This is a genomic window from Streptomyces sp. NPDC050504 (assembly GCF_044458065.1).
Classification (GTDB): domain Bacteria; phylum Actinomycetota; class Actinomycetes; order Streptomycetales; family Streptomycetaceae; genus Streptomyces.
The window spans coordinates 286,605-304,056 of sequence record NZ_JBITHO010000003.1 but is presented as its reverse complement, the minus strand read 5'-3'; the positions used below and the strand labels follow the sequence as shown (position 1 = coordinate 304,056).

General features: G+C 69.6%; 15 protein-coding genes and 2 tRNA genes. 5 read left to right on the top strand and 12 right to left on the bottom strand.

The genetic code is table 11. From position 1 onward, the window contains the following. Window positions 1-2: 2 nt before the first annotated feature. Both ACIBNE_RS12690 and ACIBNE_RS12685 read left to right on the top strand, forming a co-directional pair. Complete coding sequence (locus tag ACIBNE_RS12690) at window positions 3-989, top strand: aldo/keto reductase (RefSeq protein WP_399271524.1); 987 nt, start codon at window positions 3-5, stop codon at window positions 987-989. Continuing rightward, window positions 983-2,365, top strand: coding sequence for an NDP-hexose 2,3-dehydratase family protein (locus ACIBNE_RS12685; RefSeq protein ID WP_399271662.1), 1,383 nt, complete (start codon window positions 983-985; stop codon window positions 2,363-2,365). Before ACIBNE_RS12690 ends, ACIBNE_RS12685 begins: the two co-directional genes overlap by 7 nt. Window positions 2,366-2,459: 94 nt before the next feature. Here the strand turns inward: ACIBNE_RS12685 and ACIBNE_RS12680 are convergent, their stop codons facing one another. The 4 genes from ACIBNE_RS12680 to ACIBNE_RS12665 form a co-directional block, all read right to left on the bottom strand. Next, window positions 2,460-2,909, bottom strand: coding sequence for a hypothetical protein (locus tag ACIBNE_RS12680; protein ID WP_399271523.1), 450 nt, complete (start codon window positions 2,907-2,909; stop codon window positions 2,460-2,462). A 533-nt stretch (window positions 2,910-3,442) separates the two neighbouring features. Further along, entirely contained in the window at window positions 3,443-3,829 is a 387-nt protein-coding gene (locus ACIBNE_RS12675) for a toxin-antitoxin system, toxin component, PIN family protein (RefSeq protein ID WP_399271522.1), read from the bottom strand. Further along, window positions 3,819-4,475 carry a DUF433 domain-containing protein gene (locus ACIBNE_RS12670; RefSeq protein ID WP_399271521.1) on the bottom strand — a complete coding sequence of 219 codons (657 nt, stop codon included), beginning with the start codon at window positions 4,473-4,475 and terminating at the stop codon, window positions 3,819-3,821. The genes ACIBNE_RS12675 and ACIBNE_RS12670 overlap by 11 nt, the downstream gene beginning before the upstream one ends. 312 nt (window positions 4,476-4,787) lie before the next feature. After that, window positions 4,788-4,860: transfer RNA gene (locus ACIBNE_RS12665), tRNA-Ala, on the bottom strand. A 171-nt stretch (window positions 4,861-5,031) separates the two neighbouring features. On the opposite strand from ACIBNE_RS12665, the gene ACIBNE_RS12660 reads away from it, so the two are divergent. After that, entirely contained in the window at window positions 5,032-5,580 is a 549-nt protein-coding gene (locus tag ACIBNE_RS12660; RefSeq protein WP_399271520.1) for a helix-turn-helix domain-containing protein, read from the top strand. A gap of 31 nt (window positions 5,581-5,611) precedes the next feature. Beyond that, window positions 5,612-7,111 carry a serine/threonine-protein kinase gene (locus ACIBNE_RS12655; RefSeq protein WP_399271519.1) on the top strand — a complete coding sequence of 500 codons (1,500 nt, stop codon included), beginning with the start codon at window positions 5,612-5,614 and terminating at the stop codon, window positions 7,109-7,111. Window positions 7,112-7,170: 59 nt separating this feature from the next. On the opposite strand, the gene ACIBNE_RS12650 is transcribed toward ACIBNE_RS12655, so the two are convergent. After that, a complete protein-coding gene (locus tag ACIBNE_RS12650) occupies window positions 7,171-8,649 on the bottom strand; it encodes a hypothetical protein (RefSeq protein ID WP_399271518.1) in 1,479 nt (492 codons plus the stop codon). A gap of 217 nt (window positions 8,650-8,866) precedes the next feature. Continuing rightward, window positions 8,867-9,001 carry a DLW-39 family protein gene (locus tag ACIBNE_RS12645; RefSeq protein WP_003958712.1) on the bottom strand — a complete coding sequence of 45 codons (135 nt, stop codon included), beginning with the start codon at window positions 8,999-9,001 and terminating at the stop codon, window positions 8,867-8,869. 224 nt (window positions 9,002-9,225) lie between these two features. Here ACIBNE_RS12645 and ACIBNE_RS12640 point away from each other — a divergent pair, with 224 nt between their 5' ends. Next, window positions 9,226-9,531, top strand: coding sequence for a DUF6344 domain-containing protein (locus tag ACIBNE_RS12640; RefSeq protein WP_399271517.1), 306 nt, complete (start codon window positions 9,226-9,228; stop codon window positions 9,529-9,531). A gap of 225 nt (window positions 9,532-9,756) precedes the next feature. On the opposite strand, the gene ACIBNE_RS12635 is transcribed toward ACIBNE_RS12640, so the two are convergent. The 6 genes from ACIBNE_RS12635 to recF all read right to left on the bottom strand — a co-directional run bounded on the left by ACIBNE_RS12635 (window position 9,757) and on the right by recF (window position 17,427). Next, window positions 9,757-9,830: transfer RNA gene (locus tag ACIBNE_RS12635), tRNA-Ile, on the bottom strand. 73 nt (window positions 9,831-9,903) lie between these two features. After that, window positions 9,904-10,482 carry a DUF3566 domain-containing protein gene (locus ACIBNE_RS12630; RefSeq protein ID WP_399271516.1) on the bottom strand — a complete coding sequence of 193 codons (579 nt, stop codon included), beginning with the start codon at window positions 10,480-10,482 and terminating at the stop codon, window positions 9,904-9,906. A 108-nt stretch (window positions 10,483-10,590) separates the two neighbouring features. Continuing rightward, complete coding sequence (gene gyrA, locus ACIBNE_RS12625) at window positions 10,591-13,197, bottom strand: DNA gyrase subunit A (RefSeq protein ID WP_399271515.1); 2,607 nt, start codon at window positions 13,195-13,197, stop codon at window positions 10,591-10,593. Window positions 13,198-13,238: 41 nt separating this feature from the next. Then, window positions 13,239-15,302 carry a DNA topoisomerase (ATP-hydrolyzing) subunit B gene (gene gyrB / locus ACIBNE_RS12620; RefSeq protein WP_399271514.1) on the bottom strand — a complete coding sequence of 688 codons (2,064 nt, stop codon included), beginning with the start codon at window positions 15,300-15,302 and terminating at the stop codon, window positions 13,239-13,241. A gap of 440 nt (window positions 15,303-15,742) precedes the next feature. Next, a complete protein-coding gene (locus tag ACIBNE_RS12615; RefSeq protein WP_399271513.1) occupies window positions 15,743-16,309 on the bottom strand; it encodes a DUF721 domain-containing protein in 567 nt (188 codons plus the stop codon). Then, complete coding sequence (recF, locus tag ACIBNE_RS12610; protein ID WP_399271512.1) at window positions 16,306-17,427, bottom strand: DNA replication/repair protein RecF; 1,122 nt, start codon at window positions 17,425-17,427, stop codon at window positions 16,306-16,308. Before recF ends, ACIBNE_RS12615 begins: the two co-directional genes overlap by 4 nt. Window positions 17,428-17,452 lie beyond the last annotated feature (25 nt).

Here is a 17,452-nt window from a genome sequence, read left to right as displayed (position 1 = left end):
AGATGGAATACACCTACCTCGGCCGCACGGCCCTCCAAGTGAGCCGGCTCTGCCTGGGCACGCTCAACCTGGGAGTCCGGGCGACCAAGGAAGAGAGCTTCGAGATCCTGGACCGCGGCCTGGACCGCGGCATCAACTTCCTGGACACCGCCAACCAGTACGGCTGGCAGGTCCACAAGGGGTTCACGGAGGAACTGCTCGGCGAGTGGTTCGCCCAGGGCGGCGGGCGCCGCGAGCAGGTCGTGCTCGGCACCAAGGTGTTCAACCCGATGAGCGACCGCCCCAACGACGGCGGCCTTTCGGCCCGGCACATCATCGCCTCCTGCGAGGCATCGCTGCGGCGCATGGGGACGGACTGGATCGACCTGTTCCAGATGCACCACATCGACCGCCACGCCCCCTGGGAGGAGGTGTGGCAGGCGATGGAGATGCTCACCCAGCAGGGCAAGGTCCGGTACGTGGGCTCGTCCAACTTCGCGGGCTGGCACATAGCCGAGGCGCAGGAGGCCGCCGCGCGCCGCCACTTCCTCGGCATCGTCTCCGAACAGTCCGTCTACAACCTGGTCACCCGCCACATCGAGCTGGAGCTGATCCCGGCCGCCCAGCGCTACGGGGTGGCCGTCCTCGCCTGGTCCCCGCTGCACGGCGGCCTGTTGAGCGGTGCGCTGCGCAAGCTGGGGGACGGTACGGCCGTCAAGACCGCGCAGGGCAGGGCGAAGGAGGCGCTGGAGAAGCACCGCGACGCGATCGCCGCGTACGAGAAGCTGTGCGACGGCATCGGGGCCGACCCGGCCGAGGTGGGCCTGGCCTGGGTCATGTCCCGGCCCGGGATCACCGCCCCGGTCATCGGCCCGCGCAGCATCGGCCAGCTCGAAAGCGCGCTGAGCGCCCTGCGGCTGGAGCTGACGGACGACGTGCTGTCCGAGCTGGAGCGGCTGTTCCCGCCCATCGGCAACGGCGGCCCCGGACCCGAGGCGTGGGCCTGGTGAGCACCGCGACGAGCCGCTCCGCGAGCAGTCTCGCGGCCCGGGTCGCCCGCTCGGCGCGGACGGCCGACAGCTCCACGGTCACCCTGGCCGGCTTCCAGAAGTGGTTCGACGAGCGCCGCGCGGCCGACGGGTCGCGGGTCGAGCGCATCCCGTTCGCGGACCTGCGCGGCTGGGGCTTCGAGCCGGGTACGGGCAACCTCGTCCACGACAGCGGCCGGTTCTTCAGCGTCGAGGGCATGGACGTGACGATGCCGGGCCGCCCGGTCGAGGCCTGGTCCCAGCCGGTGCTGCACCAGCCGGAGATCGGCATCCTCGGCATCATCGCCAAGGAGTTCGACGGCGTCCTGCACTTCCTCATGCAGGCCAAGATGGAGCCCGGCAACTGCAACGGACTCCAGCTCTCGCCGACCGTGCAGGCCACCCGCAGCAACTACGCCCGGGTCCACCGGGGCGCGGCCGTCTCCTACGTCGAGTACTTCCAGCAGGCCTCGCGGTACCGGGTCATCGCCGACGTCCGCCAGTCCGAACAGGGCTGCTGGTTCTACGGCAAGCGCAACCGCAACATCGTCGTCGAGGTCGACGACGACGTCGAGGTCCTGGACGGGTTCCACTGGCTGACCCTGGGACAGCTGCACCGGCTGCTGGTCGTCGACGACCTGGTCAACATGGACTCGCGCAGCGTCCTGGCCTGCCTCCCGCACCCGTTCGGGGCCGACGGCACGGACGACGCGGCGCCGCTGCCCGCCGAACTCCTCAGCTGGATCACCGAGGCCCGCACCCGCCACGACCCGCGCGTCGAGCGCGTCCCGCTGAACGAGGTCCGCCACTGGCACCGCTCGGCGGACCGCATCTCCCACGAGAGCGGCCGGTTCTTCAGCGTCATCGCGGTGGACGTCCGGGCCGAGGGCCGCGAGGTGCGCGGCTGGTCGCAACCCATGGTCGAACCGCACGGCACCGGTCTTTCGGCGTTCCTGACCCGCCGCGTGGACGGCATCCTCCAGGCGCTCGTGCACGCCCGCGTCGAGCCCGGGTACACCGACGTCCTGGAGCTCGCCCCCACCGTGCAGTGCACGCCCGAGAACTACACCGGCCTCCCGGCCGCCGCCCGGCCCGCGCTCCTGGACCACGTGCTCGCGGCGCCGCCCGAGCGGATCCTGTTCGACTCGGTCCTCTCGGAGGAGGGCGGCCGCTTCCACCACGCCCGCAACCGCTACGTGGTCCTGGCCGCCGACCCCGCCCGCCCCGAGGAGCCCCCGGGCCCCGACCACCGCTGGATCCCGCTGCCCGAGCTGGCGGCCCTGATCCGCCACAGCCACTACCTCAACATCGAGTCCCGCACCCTGCTCACCTGCCTACAGAGCCTGACGACCCGCTGAGCCCCCGCAGAACACCCACGGAAAAGCCCTCTGCCCCGCGTTCCCCGCAGGCCAGAGGGCTCCCCGTACCCCCGTACCCCCGTATCCCCGCCGATCAGGCGAACTCCAGCACCTTCTCAGTGGACTTGCACTCGCCGCCCCACGTCAGGGACGTCACGGTGAACCCGTAGCTGTTGGTCGGCTTGAGGTCGACCTTGTACTGCCCGCCCGCCGCGTTCGGCAAGGCGTAGTGCAGACAGCCCTTGTACTTGACCACTCCGCTGGTGGGCGAGTACTTCTCGGCGGTGAACCGGATGTGGTCCTGGTACGGCTCGGCCACCCCGTTGTTGACGATCTGCAGGCTGGAGATCCGGCCGCTCCAGTTCCCCGCCATGGAGTCGGAAGGCGTGGACGTGCTGTTGTAGTACAGACACGCCTTGCCGGGCGCGCACCCGTAGGTGGACGGATAGATGGCGGCAGCGGCGCTACCGGTGGAGCCGACCGAGGCGAACAGCGCGAGCGCGGCGCTCGTGGCCGCGAGCCCGGCGAAACGTCGAATGGGCATGAGTACTGGTGAACCCTCCCCGTGAGGTCCGGCGAGCCCCCTGCCCGCCGCTCGAACGCCCCACACGCTAGGCCCGATCCACCCCCAAGCAACCCTCGAACAAGAGAGGTTGACCCCCACCCACATTTCCACAGGCCAGGGTCTTGGTGGTCCAGCTGGGGAGGCACCACTACAGACCAAACAAATTTGCATACATAAATTACTTAGCTACTGCCGTGCCGCTACCTGCGCCACCGCCCTGAAGCCCGATCCAGACCCGCCTGGGCCCCCGTAGCCGGGGAGGACACCTCGCGGCACCACCTCCCGCGCTATTGGCCATCACCTGCACAGAAGCGGAACCTCAACGGTTGATCCAGGATGACGAACCGAAGCGAAAGCCCCCAGTCCCCTCCCGCCAAGCCGCCCCGACAGCACGCCCCACCGGCGCCACTCCGACAGCACGCCCTCACGCTCACTATCGCGCCAGCACCGAGAGATCTACACAACCGCAAACACGTTTCGCGTTCGCTGGCCTGTTCCCGCAGAGGTACGGATCAGGGCCAGGTGCGCTCGATCCGCTCGGCACGTACAGCGTAGGCCGCAGGACCACCACGAGCGATCGCCTGGTGGATCGCGTCTCGCCTCGCATGGAGACGTTCCACCATCTCGACGCTGCGAAGCTGCTGATTGTCCAGGTAGAAGAGCACTGCCGCGTGATCCCTCACCGGTTGGATCTCCTGGTCCCGCGTCTTGATTCGTCCGTCCTTCGACAGCGGCACCCATCCACGGCCGAGTCCGTGCAGGATCCACTCCTCGTCAGGGACGTCTTGTGCGTCGCCCGCGAAGACATCACCGATCCGGTGCACCCGCCAACCACGCGCCCGCAGTTCCTCAGCGACGCGACGCCCAAGATTCCGGTCCAGGAAGAACTCAGGCGGCAAGTCGCACCACAGCCCGGCACAGCAAGTCCACCTGCTCAGGCTCCATCTCGTACTCGTACGCGATGTCTTCGACCGACTCTCCGGCCTCCCACAGATCTGACACTGCCTTCACCGGTACACGGTTGGCTTCGATGACAGGCAGTCCGTGCCCGAACCGTGGGTCGATCACAACAGGCACCGTAGACGGGTACTGCTTCAGCTGGAGGCTCGAAGGGAAGTCATCCCCCGCCTCCCATGACAGATATCGCAAGTACTCCGCGACAACTTCATGGATGGGTGCTTGGCCGTCTCGGGCCCTCCGCAAGTCGCCAAGACCATGCTCGACGAAGATGTCCACCCCATCAGTCGCGATCCGTTTCGATACCAGGCCGTACGGGGTGTCGAAGGCAGCTCGTACAGCCCCGGCTGCTTCACGGATCTCACTCATCCGCAGGCCCAGGTCCCTAAGCGATCGCAGCACGTACGCCTCAGCCACAGCAACGAACGGCAACGAAGGCTGCTTTGGGCGCAACGGCTCAACCTGGTGCACCAACGGCGCACCCGCCGCCGTACCACGCAACCAGCTGTGCAGCGTGGACTGCGGAATCTGTAGATAGGCGGACGTCTCGGCAGACGTGAGAAGCCCGTCCGTGAACCTGTCGATCACGTTCTTCTCCTTCCTGCTGCCCTGGGCATCCGGATCCTTCCATACCAGGCTGCCACCCCATCCCCGTCTTCACACGACTTCCAGAGCCTCTCGCTCCGCCTTGTGGCAAGAGGTCCCCTGTGCGGTGGCCGACCTGGTTGCCCACAGCGTCACTCCTGGTCCTAAGAGATCTCTTGGAGAGGCGATAGGCCCGCAACTACTGAGAGGACCGGGCGACCGCGTGCCCATCAGTGGGCACGCGGTGCCCTCTGATGGGCACGAAAAACACCCCCTGAACCAACGTTTCCGCAGGTCAGAGGGTGTCTATCGAAGTGGAGCCTAGGAGAGTCGAACTCCTGACATCTGCCTTGCAAAGGCAGCGCTCTACCAGCTGAGCTAAGGCCCCGGGATGGGTGACAGTGCCGGGCGAAAACTCGCCACGACGACCGACGCAGAACAGAATACCGGGTCACCCCCTGGATCGCGCAAAAGGATTGGGACTCCCGGTCAACGACCGCTCTCCGTAGGATGCTGCCGGAGGTTCGCAGCAGCGAAGCAGCAGCGATGGGGAGACGCAATGGACGCAGCACAACAGGAAGCGACGGCAAGAGCACGGGAGCTCCAGCGCAGCTGGTACGGCGAGCCGCTGGGGGCTCTTTTCCGCCGCCTCATCGACGACCTCGGCCTCAACCAGGCCCGGCTCGCCGCTGTGCTCGGCCTGTCCGCTCCCATGCTCTCCCAGCTGATGAGCGGCCAGCGCGCCAAGATCGGCAACCCCGCCGTGGTCCAGCGCGTCCAGGCCCTCCAGGAGCTCTCCGGCCTCGTCGCCGACGGCAGCGTCAGCGCCGCGGAGGCGACCGACCGCATGGAGGAGATCAAGAAGTCCCAGGGCGGCTCCGTCCTGACCGGCACCTCGCAGACCACGAACAGCGCGGGCGCCCCGACCGTGCGGCGCGTGGTCCGTGAGATCCAGTCGCTGCTGCGTTCCGTCGCCGCGGCGGGGGACATCATCGATGCGGCGGACTCCCTCGCACCGACCCACCCCGAGCTGGCAGAGTTCCTCCGGGTGTACGGCGCCGGGCGCACCGCCGAAGCGGTCGCGCACTACGAGGCGCACCAGAGCTGAGCGAAGGTCTACTGGGAGCGGGCAGAGCGCAATGGGTGAGGTCTTCGCCGGTCGGTACGAGCTGATCGACCCGATCGGGCGCGGTGGAGTGGGCGCCGTCTGGCGCGCCTGGGACCACCGGCGGCGCCGCTACGTGGCGGCCAAGGTCCTGCAGCAGAGCAACGCGCACACGCTGCTGCGCTTCGTGCGCGAGCAGGCGCTGCGCATCGACCACCCGCACGTGCTCGCTCCGGCCAGCTGGGCGGCCGACGACGACAAGGTGCTGTTCACCATGGACCTGGTGAGCGGCGGCTCGCTGGCCCACGTCATCGGGGACTACGGCCCCCTGCCGCCCCGCTTCGTCTGCACCCTTCTCGACCAGCTGCTGGCCGGGCTCGCCGCCGTGCACGCGGAGGGCGTCGTCCACCGCGACATCAAGCCGGCCAACATCCTGCTGGAGTCCACCGGCACCAAGCGGCCGCACCTGCGCCTCTCCGACTTCGGCATCTCGATGCGCAAGGGCGAGCCGCGCCTCACCGAGACCAACTACGTCGTGGGCACCCCGGGCTATTTCGCGCCCGAGCAGCTGCTGGGCGCCGAGCCCGACTTCACCGCGGACCTCTTCGCGGTCGGTCTGGTCGCGCTCTATCTCCTCCAGGGCCAGAAGCCCGACTCCGAGGCCCTCGTCGAACACTTCACGACCCACGGCACCCCCGGGGCGCCCCAGGGCATCCCCGAGCCGTTGTGGCAGGTCATCGCCGGGCTGCTCCAGCCCGACCCGCAGGCGCGGTTCCGCACGGCCACGGGCGCGCGCAAGGCACTGACGACGGCCGTCGACATGCTTCCCGAGCCGGGCCCCGACGAGGAGCCGGTCGAGGTCTTCGACCAGATCGGCCCGCTCCCCGCGGGCTTCGGCCCGTCCGGCCCCGAGCGCCCCGCCCAGCCCGAGCGCTCTTCGCAGCCCGAGCAACCCGCACAGCCCGAGCAGCTCGCACAGCAGCAGCCCCAGCAGTCCGCCGACCCGACCAGCCCGCACCCCGGCGTCCCGACCGCCACCCACCTGGGCACGCCGACCGGCGCCCACCCGGCGACGACCGCCTCCTCCCACGTACCGCAGCCGCAGCGGATGTCGGAGACGGGCAGCTTCCACCTGTCCCCGCCCCCGCCGCAGCCCGCGCCCGCGCCAGCTCAGACTCCGGTTTCCGAGCATCTGGACTCCCCCTCCCAGACCCCGACGGCAGCGGTCTCGTACCAGCAGCCTCCTACTCGTTCATACACCGCTCACGACGAGCAGGTTCCCGTTCACGGCGCGCCTCTTTCCCAGCCCCCGGCACACCAGCACCCCCTCGCGGCACAAGCACCGGCACCGGCCGCGGCGCCCTCGTACGCCCCCGCGCCCCTCGCCTCGACGGTCACGACCCCCGTGCGCGCACACGCCCACGGGCACGCGCCGCAGAAGCGATCGGGACCGCCCCCGAAGGTCGCGGTCCCGGTGCTGGTCGTCGCCCTGATCTGCTTCGCCGTGGGCTTCTGGGCCCTGACCCAGATCTGAGCGGCCTCAGCCCCGGCCCGAGCCCGGCCCCGAAACCCGAGCCCGGCCCCAAAGCCGCCTCAGCCCCCGAGCGCCCGCCTGCGTCCCAGCAGCGTCCACACGCCGAGCCCCAGCACCAGCACCGTCCCCGCGCCGATCCCCGCGGCCGCGACGAGCTTCATCGTGCCGTTGTCCGACTGCTCGGCCGTGCTCTGCCCGCTGGCCGCCGCCTCCTTGTCGTCCGAGGTCACGGCGAAGATCCCCGGGTCCCCGTCGTACGCGGGCCCCTTCTTCGCCTTGCCCGTGACGTTGATCCGCAGGTTCAGCCCGAGCGATTCGTCGCTGAACTTCCGCTTCACCTCGGGGCTGAGCGCGACCCGCAGGTAGTACCACCCCGCGAAGCGCGTCTCCGAGACGTTGTTCGGGGACGCGGTGCGGTTCTCGTACGCCACGGGCGGCATCGGGTCGACCGCGGCCGTCACCTGCTTGCCCGTGTACGTGATCGTCGAGGCGTCGTCCACCAGGCCGCGCGCCGGGTTGAAGACCTCCACGTCGAGGGCGCCCGACACGTACCGGGCGTCGTCGAAGGACTTGCTGCTGCCCAGCTCCGCCGCGACGAAGAGCTGCTGGCCCCAGTCCACCGGCACCTTGTAGAAGAGCGACTCGCCCGCTTCGATCCTGGTCTTCCACTCGCCGCTCTCCAGCCCCGGCGCGTCGAAGAAGCCGGTGCCTCCCGCGCGCTCCTTCGGGCCGCCCCCGACCGGGGCGGGCGACTGGCTGGGCCAGCTCTCCGGGGCCTTGGGCGGGGCCGTCGAGCCGGGCTCAAGACCCGGCTCGGTCACGGGGCTGATCTCCAGCTCCCAGGGATCGGGCGACGACGTGCCCTCGCTCTTGCGCTCCACCACCACGTAGTAGGAGCCGGCCTCCTGGCAGTCGGTCTTGTCCGCGCCGATGCCCCGCAGCGCGTTGTTGGCGATCGGCCGCGGGAACTCCGAGAGCCCGAAGTCCGCGTCGTCGTAGCTGCAGTTGTAGGCGTTGCCGTCCTGGATGGTCACCTTGATGTTGTCGGAGGACTTCACCGTGGTCTTCAGCCGGGGCACGGCCACCGCCGAGACGTACACGTTGGCCTTGGCGTCCAGGTCCATCCGGTAGTAGCGCTTCTCGCCGCCCCTGATGGAGTCCCGGTAGACGGAGCCCGCCTCGATGGTGGGTGCGTCGCCGGTCTGCGCGGCGCCCGCGATCTTCTTCGCCCCGCTGTCGAAGGCGTACGGACTCGGCTCCCCGGCCGCCCAGGCGTTCCCCGGCAGCGCCACCACCGCGCACATCGCCGCTGCCCCGGCGAGCATCACCCGGCCCTTGCCGCGCTGCCTCTTCACGTACGTCCCCTCGTCGTCTCCGTTGCCGACCCGCGCCGCGCGCCGGAAGGGCACGGGGGCCGCGACGGCCGCGGTCACGACGCCCGCCGCCCCGGCGGCCGCGGGTCCGCCCCATCCTGCCCCGCGCGTCCCGCCGCTGTCTGCGAGTGCGGCCGGATCACCCCTGTTGTCCGGCTTCTCCACGAGCGCGAGCGCATCGCACCGGAGCCCTGCGTTTGCCCATGCAAGCTATTGATTTGCGCAGGCGAACTCAAGGTGGCGGGCATCACGGTCGAACAACATCCGCAAACCGAGCCGCAGGAACGCCCCGGACAGCGCGACCCCGGACCGTACGGCCCCGGACAGCACGAAGCCCCGGCCGCTCTCGGCGACCGGGGCTTCCGTCAGACCTGTATCCGTCTCACACACCCGAACCTGCGGGCACGGAGTCGGTCGCCTCCGTCCACAGATCCTGCTCGGCGCGATCCGCCTGGATCTGGCGGTACACGAGGAGCCCGCCGATGGCGGCCAGTGCGACCAGGAGAAGCTTCTTCACCGCGCGACCTCGTCTTTCTTGACGTAGGAGACTTCTGCCGCCCGACTATACACACCGACCGATACCGATCGGTGACCTACCGCCCCCCGGGGCCCGTTGGGCCGTCCGGGTGGTGTTCATCTGAAGATCTACGGATCGGTGGCGTCGCTCCCCGCATTCCCCGAGGTGCGCCCACATCATCTGAAAGGTAAGCAAACCGGACCACCTGAAAGTGAGGGGCCATCATGGCCACCACCAAGGTCAAGAACCTCTGGACCGCTCTCGTCGCCGCGTTCTTCGCGATCCTCGCCTCGCTGGGCCTCGCCGCCCCGGCCGCCGCCACGACGCAGCAGGCCGTGAGCCACGAACACACGGCCACGAGCCCGGTGGCGGCCCTCCAGGCCCCTCAGACAGCCCGCTGGACACTGTCACGCCCCAGCTCCCGGCCGCCCACGATGAAGCAGCGCATCAGGGCCGAGGCACACGGTTCCTCGCCGGCCGCGCGGCACCTGCCGTCCAACGCCACGGACGCGGCCCCGGCAGACCCCTGACAGCCCCCGCCCCGTCGCAGCGCCCCGGGCCCGGTCTCTCCCCGAGACCACCCGGGGCGCCCCCGTATGCCCCCACACCACTCCGGGCACACACCGCCCGCAGCACTGCCCACCCACCCCGCACCGGACGCACCAGCGGCCCCTGACACATCAGCGGCCCCTGACGCACCAGAACCCCGGACACGCAAAAGGCCCCGGTCCAATGGACCGGGGCCTTCGAAACTGTGGGGCTAACAGGATTTGAACCTGTGGCCTCATCCTTATCAGGGATGCGCTCTAACCAACTGAGCTATAGCCCCGCCGCGCTCTGCGAGGTGTCTCGCGCGCTGACTCCTGAAGATTAGCGCACGTCGCGGCCAGTCCCAAAATCGGTTACTCGTCCTCGGCGAGCGTCAGCTCGACGCCGCCCACGAAACCGGCGGAGATGTTGTAGATGAACGCGCCGAGCGTCGCCAGCGCCGTCGCCAGGACGACGTCGATCACCGCGATGACCGAAGTGAAGATCAGCACCCTGGGCAGCGACAGGAACGACTGGAGGTCGAAGCCGTTGGACTCGTTCGAGCCCGTGGCCTCGCTGATCGTCCCGCCGACCGTGGAGAAGACCCCCATGGCGTCCATGACCATCCACAGCACGGCCGCCGCGACGATCGTGCAGATGCCCAGCGCGATGGAGAGCAGGAAGCTCACCTTCATCACCGACCACGGGTCGGCCTTGGCCACCCGCAGCCGCGCCTTGCGGGTGCGCGGCGTCGTGCGGGCGCCCGTCCGCGGCTTGCGCGTCTGGCCGGTCCGCTGGCCGCCCTGCGTACCGCCGTCGCCGTGCGGCGACGGGTACGCCTGCGGCGGGTGGTACGGACCGGTCTGCCCCTGAGCGGGATTCTCCCGCTCGCCGGGCAGTGGCCCCGTCGCGTACGCGTCGTACTGGGGCTTGGCCCCGCGGGTATCCGTCACCGTGCTGCTGCCCCCTTGGGAGACCGTGGCGGAGCCACGGGCGCCGCTCGCTCCAGGTCCGGAAGCGGCCGGACCGGCCGAACCGGCACCCGTGGCTCCACTCACGCTCTACTCCTCGTGCTCCCCGGCCGAGGGCTGGGTGCCCTCGGCTGCCGACACTGCGTCGCCGCCCTCGACCGCGGCGTCGTCGGCCCCCTCGGGACCGTCGACCTCTTCGGCCTCGCGACCGGCCTCGGCGTTACGAGCGATGCCGACGACGGCATCGCGCTTGCCCAGGTTGATCAGTTGGACGCCCATGGTGTCACGGCCCGTCTCCCTGACTTCGTTGACTCGCGTACGAATCACACCGCCGCCGAGCGTGATGGCGAGGATCTCGTCGGTCTCCTCGACCACCAGCGCGCCGACGAGCGACCCGCGGTCCTCCACGATCTTGGCAGCCTTGATGCCGAGGCCGCCGCGGCCCTGGACGCGGTACTCGTCGACGGGGGTGCGCTTCGCGTACCCGCCGTCGGTGGCAGTGAACACGAAAGTACCCGGCCGGACCACATTCATCGAGAGCAGTTCGTCGCCCTCGCGGAAACTCATGCCCTTGACGCCCGAAGTCGCGCGCCCCATTGGCCGAAGTGCGTCGTCGGTCGCGGTGAAGCGGATCGACTGCGCCTTCTTGCTGATGAGCAGCAGGTCGTCCTCGGCGGACACCAGCTCGGCACCGATCAGCTCGTCGTCGCTGCCGTCCTCCGTCTCCCGGAGGTTGATCGCGATGACGCCGCCCGAGCGGGGGGAGTCGTAGTCCTTCAGCGGGGTCTTCTTGACCAGGCCGGCCTTGGTGGCGAGCACCAGGTAGGGCGCGGCCTCGTAGTCGCGGATCGCCAGGATCTCGGCGATCTGCTCGTCCGGCTGGAAGGCCAGCAGGTTGGCGACGTGCTGACCGCGCGCGTCCCGGCCGGCGTCCGGGAGCTCGTACGCCTTGGCGCGGTACACGCGGCCCTTGTTGGTGAAGAAGAGCAGCCAGTGGTGCGTGGTGGAGACGAAGAAGTGGTCGACGATGTCGTCCTGCTTCAGCTTCGTGCCGCGCACGCCCTTGCCGCCGCGCTTCTGCGAGCGGTAGTCCTCGGTCTTCGTCCGCTTGACGTAGCCGCCGTTGGTGATCGTGACGACGATGTCCTCTTCGGCGATCAGGTCCTCGATGGACATGTCGCCGTCGAACGGCACCAGGGCCGAGCGGCGGTCGTCGCCGAACTTGTCGACGATCGCGGCCAGTTCCTCGCTGACGATCGTGCGCTGGCGCTCGGGCGACACCAGGATCGCGTTGTACTCGTTGATCTTCGCCTGGAGCTCGTCGTGCTCGGCGGTGATCTTCTGGTGCTCCAGGGCGGCGAGCCTGCGGAGCTGCATCTCCAGGATCGCGTTGGCCTGGATCTCGTCGATCTCCAGCAGGCCCATCAGGCCCTCGCGCGCGATCTCGACGGTCTGGCTGCGCCGGATCAGCGCGATGACCTCGTCGATGGCGTTCAGGGCCTTGAGCAGGCCGCGCAGGATGTGCGCCCGCTCCTCGGCCTTGCGCAGCCTGAACTGCGTACGCCGGACGATGACCTCGATCTGGTGCGTCACCCAGTGGCGGATGAACGCGTCGATCGACAGGGTCCGCGGCACGCCGTCGACCAGCGCCAGCATGTTGGCGCCGAAGTTGGTCTGGAGGTCGGTGTGCTTGTAGAGGTTGTTGAGCACGACCTTGGCGACCGCGTCCCGCTTGAGGACGATCACCAGGCGCTGGCCGGTGCGCGAGGACGTCTCGTCGCGGACGTCGGCGATGCCGCCGACCTTGCCGTCCTTCACCAGGTCGGCGATCTTCTGCGCGAGGTTGTCCGGGTTGGTCTGGTACGGAAGCTCCGTGACCACCAGGCACTGGCGGTTCTGGATCTCCTCGACCGCGACCACGGCGCGCATCGTGATCGAGCCGCGGCCCGTCCGGTACGCCTCCTCGATGCCCTTGCGGCCCACCACGAGGGCGCCGGTCGGGAAGTCGGGGCCCTTGATGCGCTCGATCAGCGCGTCCAGCAGCTCCTCGTGCGAAGCCTCGGGGTTCTCCAGGTACCACTGGGCACCGGCCGCGACCTCGCGGAGGTTGTGCGGCGGAATGTTGGTCGCCATGCCGACCGCGATGCCCGCCGAGCCGTTGACCAGCAGGTTCGGGAAGCGCGCCGGGAGGACCGTCGGCTCCTGGTTGCGGCCGTCGTAGTTGTCCTGGAAGTCGACGGTCTCCTCGTCGATGTCCCGGACCATCTCCATGGACAGCGGCATCATCTTGCACTCGGTGTACCGCATGGCGGCGGCCGGGTCGTTGCCCGGGGAACCGAAGTTGCCGTTGGAGTCCACCAGCGGCATCCGCATCGACCACGGCTGGGCGAGGCGCACCAGGGCGTCGTAGATCGAGGAGTCGCCGTGCGGGTGGTAGGTGCCCATGACGTCACCGACGACGCGGGCGCACTTGTAGAAGCCCTTCTCGGGCCGGTAGCCGCCGTCGTACATCGCGTACAGCACGCGGCGGTGCACGGGCTTGAGGCCGTCCCGCACGTCGGGCAGCGCGCGCGACACGATGACGGACATCGCGTAGTCGAGGTACGAGCGCTGCATCTCGGTTTCGAGCCCGACGGGCTCGATCCGCAGCACGGGACCCTCGTCTTCGGCGGTGGTGGGGGTGTTCTCGTCGGCCATTGCTGGTCGTCAGTCCTTTCGTACGGTCAGCTGAGACCGACTCAGATGTCGAGGAAGCGAACGTCCTTGGCGTTGCGCTGGATGAAGGAGCGCCGCGCCTCGACGTCCTCGCCCATCAGCACCGAGAACAGGTCGTCGGCCTGCGCCGCGTCGTCCAGGGTGACCTGGCCGAGCACGCGGTGGTCGACGTCCATGGTGGTGACGCGCAGCTCCTCGGCGTTCATCTCGCCCAGACCCTTGAAGCGCTGGATCGAGTCTTCCTTGATCCGCTTGCCGTTCTGCTTGCCCAGCTCGACCAGGGCGTCGCGCTCGCGGTCCGAGTACGCGTACTCGAAGTCGTCCCGGCCCCACTTGATCTTGTAGAGCGGCGGGCGCGAGAGGTAGACGTGCCCGGCCTCGACCAGCGGACGCATGAAGCGGAAGAGGAAGGTGAGCAGCAGGGTGTTGATGTGCTGGCCGTCGACGTCGGCGTCCGCCATCAGGATGATCTTGTGATAGCGGAGCTTCTCGATGTCGAAGTCCTCGTGGACCCCGGTGCCGAAGGCCGAGATCAGCGCCTGGACCTCGGTGTTCTGCAGGATCTTGTCGACGCGCGCCTTCTCGACGTTCAGGATCTTGCCGCGGATGGGCAGGATGGCCTGGTACATCGGGTTGCGGCCGGACTTCGCCGAGCCGCCGGCGGAGTCGCCCTCGACGATGAAGATCTCGCACTTCGTCGGGTCGTTGGACTGGCAGTCCGAGAGCTTGCCCGGCAGCGAGGCCGACTCCAGCAGGCCCTTGCGGCGGGTCAGGTCGCGGGCCTTGCGGGCCGCGACGCGCGCGGTCTGCGCGGCGATCGACTTGCGGATGATGTCCGCGGCCTCGACCGGGTTGCGGTCGAACCAGTCCGTCAGGTGCTCGTGGACGACCTTCTGGACGAAGGTCTTCGCCTCGGTGTTGCCGAGCTTCGTCTTGGTCTGGCCCTCGAACTGGGGCTCGCCGAGCTTGACCGAGATGATCGCGGTCAGGCCCTCGCGGATGTCCTCGCCCGAGAGGTTGTCGTCCTTCTCGCGCAGCAGCTTCTTGTCGCGCGCGTACCGGTTGACCAGGCCCGTCAGCGCGGCCCTGAAGCCCTCCTCGTGCGTACCGCCCTCGTGCGTGTGGATCGTGTTGGCGAAGGAGTAGACCCCCTCGCTGTACTGCGAGTTCCACTGCATGGCGATCTCGGCGGAGAGCATCCGCTCCTTGTCCTCGGCCTCGACGTCGATGACCGTGGGGTGGATGAGCTCGCCCTTGCGGGAGTTCAGGTACTTCACGAAGTCGACGATGCCGCCTTCGTAGTGGTACGTGACGGAGAGGACCTGCTGCTCGCCCGTCTCCTCGGCGCTGTCCGCGCCCACGACCGCCTTCGCCGACTCGCGCTCGTCGGTCAGCTTGATGGTCAGGCCCTTGTTGAGGAAGGCCATCTCCTGGAAGCGCCGCGCGAGGGTCTCGAAGGAGTACTCGGTGGTCTCGAAGATGTCGCCGTCGGCCCAGAAGGTGACCGAGGTGCCCGTCTCGTCCGTGGCCTCGTGCTGTTCGAGCGGCGCGGTCGGGGCGCCGCCCTTGTACTCCTGCGTCCAGCGGTAGCCGTCCGTCCTGATCTCGACGGCCAGCTTGGTCGACAGCGCGTTCACGACGGAGACGCCGACGCCGTGCAGACCGCCGGAGACGGCGTAGCCGCCGCCGCCGAACTTGCCGCCCGCGTGCAGCACCGTGAGCACGACCTCGACGGCGGGCTTCTTCTCCACCGGGTGGATGCCCACGGGGATGCCGCGACCGTTGTCGATCACGCGGACACCGCCGTCGGGCAGGATCGTCACGTCGATCGTGTCCGCGTGCCCGGCCAGGGCCTCGTCGACGGAGTTGTCGACGACTTCCTGCACCATGTGGTGCAGACCACGCTCACCGGTCGAGCCGATGTACATGCCAGGTCGCTTGCGGACCGCGTCCAGGCCTTCGAGGACGGTGATCGCGCTGGCGTCGTACGAGGAGGTGACCTCGCCGTTCTCACCGACGACAGTGGACGGATTGCTCTCGTTGGGGTTGCCGGAATCGGCCACGAAGCGCCCTTTCTGGCACAGCACGAGCCGTTCTCCGGACAGGCGGGAGCGGCTGCGTCGTTCGGCATTAAATCGACGTTCCCGCGAGTCTGGCGGGATTACCTACCAGTCTACCGGTAGCGCTGACATGAATGGGGGTTTGCCGGTACCTGAGTCCGCATGTGCCGCCCTGAGCGGGCGCGGAACGACTCCCCATATCAGGGGAGGGGCTCCAGTCGCCTCACACGGGCGCTCAGCGCTTCGGCCTGTCAACCACCGGCCACCGTGAGGGACGCCTCATGGCACACACCCGGTTGCACCCACCCCACACCTGTTCCCACCAGGGGTTTTACCGCCCCACAGAGGCCCTGGGGCAGCACTGGGGCCACGGGACATCTTCACGAGCTCTTCGCACAGCGGCCGCACCCCGACCGCACCCGCGCACCACGCCCCCGGCCCGCCGCCGCGCGCACCGGCCGCAGGCCTCAGCCGTACGTGTCCCCCGGCCCCGTGCTCCCTGGCGCGCGCAGCGGTCCGTACCGCCGCGCGGGGCCGCCGGGCCCGAGGACCTTGATCATCCGGACCGTGCCGTGCCCCAGGTCCTCGTTGAGCCGCGCCACGAGCGTCGGCGCGAGCAGCCGCACCTGCGTCGCCCAGGCCGTGGAGTCGCACTGCACGGTGAGCACCCGCTCGTCGGGCTCCTCGTCGTACCGCAGCGGCACCGTGTGCTTCGCCAGGTCCTCGCCCACGATCTGCGGCCAGCGGCCCATCACGCCGCCCACCGCCGCGGGCGTCTCCCAGCCCCGCTCGGTGATCAGCCGGTTGATCGCGGAGCCCAGCGCCATCGGGTCGCGGCCGTCGGCCCGCGCCCCCGACCTGAGCCCGCCGCCCCGCTTGGCCTGTTTCTTCTGCTGCGCCGCGGCCCCGCGCGCCCGCGCCTGCTCCCGAGCGGCGCGCAGCGCGACCCGCGCCAGGTCGATCCCGGAAGCCTCGGGCTCCTTCGGCTTGCCCGCGTCCCCGGGCCCCGGTGACTGCTCGGCCGGTCCGCTCATGCCCGAGCCACCTCGCCCGCGGCGACCGCGTACCGCGCCCCTGCCAGCACCCCCGGCACGTCGTCGTCCACGGCGGCCGTCACCAGCACCTGCTCGCCGGGCGCCACCAGCTCCGCCAGCCGTTCCCTGCGCCGCGCGTCCAGCTCCGCGAAGACGTCGTCGAGCACCAGCACCGGCTCGTTGCCCTCGGCGCGCAGCAGGTCGTACGAGGCCAGCCGGAGCGCCAGCGCGTACGACCAGGACTCGCCGTGGCTCGCGTACCCCTTGGCGGGCAGCCGGCCGAGGTGGAGCAGCAGGTCGTCGCGGTGCGGGCCGACCAGCGTCACGCCGCGCTCGACCTCCTGCTTGCGCGCCTCCGAGAGCGCGGCGAGCAGCTGTTCGTACAGCTCCTCGCGGCTGAGGCCGGGGCCGGGCGCGGACGGCTTGTACTCCAGGGACAGCGGACCGCCGCCGGGCGCCAGCTGTTCGTACGCCTTGTCGGCCAGCGGCTGGAGCGCGCCGATCAGGTCGAGGCGCTGGGCGAGCAGCTCGGCGCCCGCGCGGGCCAGGTGCTGGTCCCAGACGTCGAGCGTGGACAGGTCCATGCCGCGGCCGCCGTGGCGGCGGGCCATGGCGGCGGACTTGAGGAGGGTGTTGCGCTGCTTGAGGACCCGGTCGTAGTCGGAGCGGACGCCCGCCATGCGCGGGGAGCGCGCGGTGATCAGCTCGTCGAGGAACTTCCGGCGCTCGCCCGGGTCGCCCTTGACGAGCGCCAGGTCTTCCGGCGCGAACAGCACGGTCCGTACGATCCCCAGTACGTCACGTGGTCTGACCTGCGACGATCGATTGATGCGGGCCCGGTTGGCGCGCCCCGGGTTGAGTTCGAGCTCCACCAGCTGGGAGCGCTCGCCCTGGGTGACCGCGGCCCGGACGACGGCCCGCTCGGCGCCCATGCGGACGAGGGGGGCGTCGGACGAGACGCGGTGGCTGCCGAGCGTGGCGAGGTAGCCGACGGCCTCGACGAGGTTCGTCTTCCCCTGCCCGTTGGCGCCCACGAACGCGGTGACGCCCGGGTCGAGCGGGACCTCGACCCGGGCGTACGAGCGGAAGTCGGCCAGCGACAGATGCGTGACGTGCATGGGTGTGGGCCGACCTCCCCCGGCT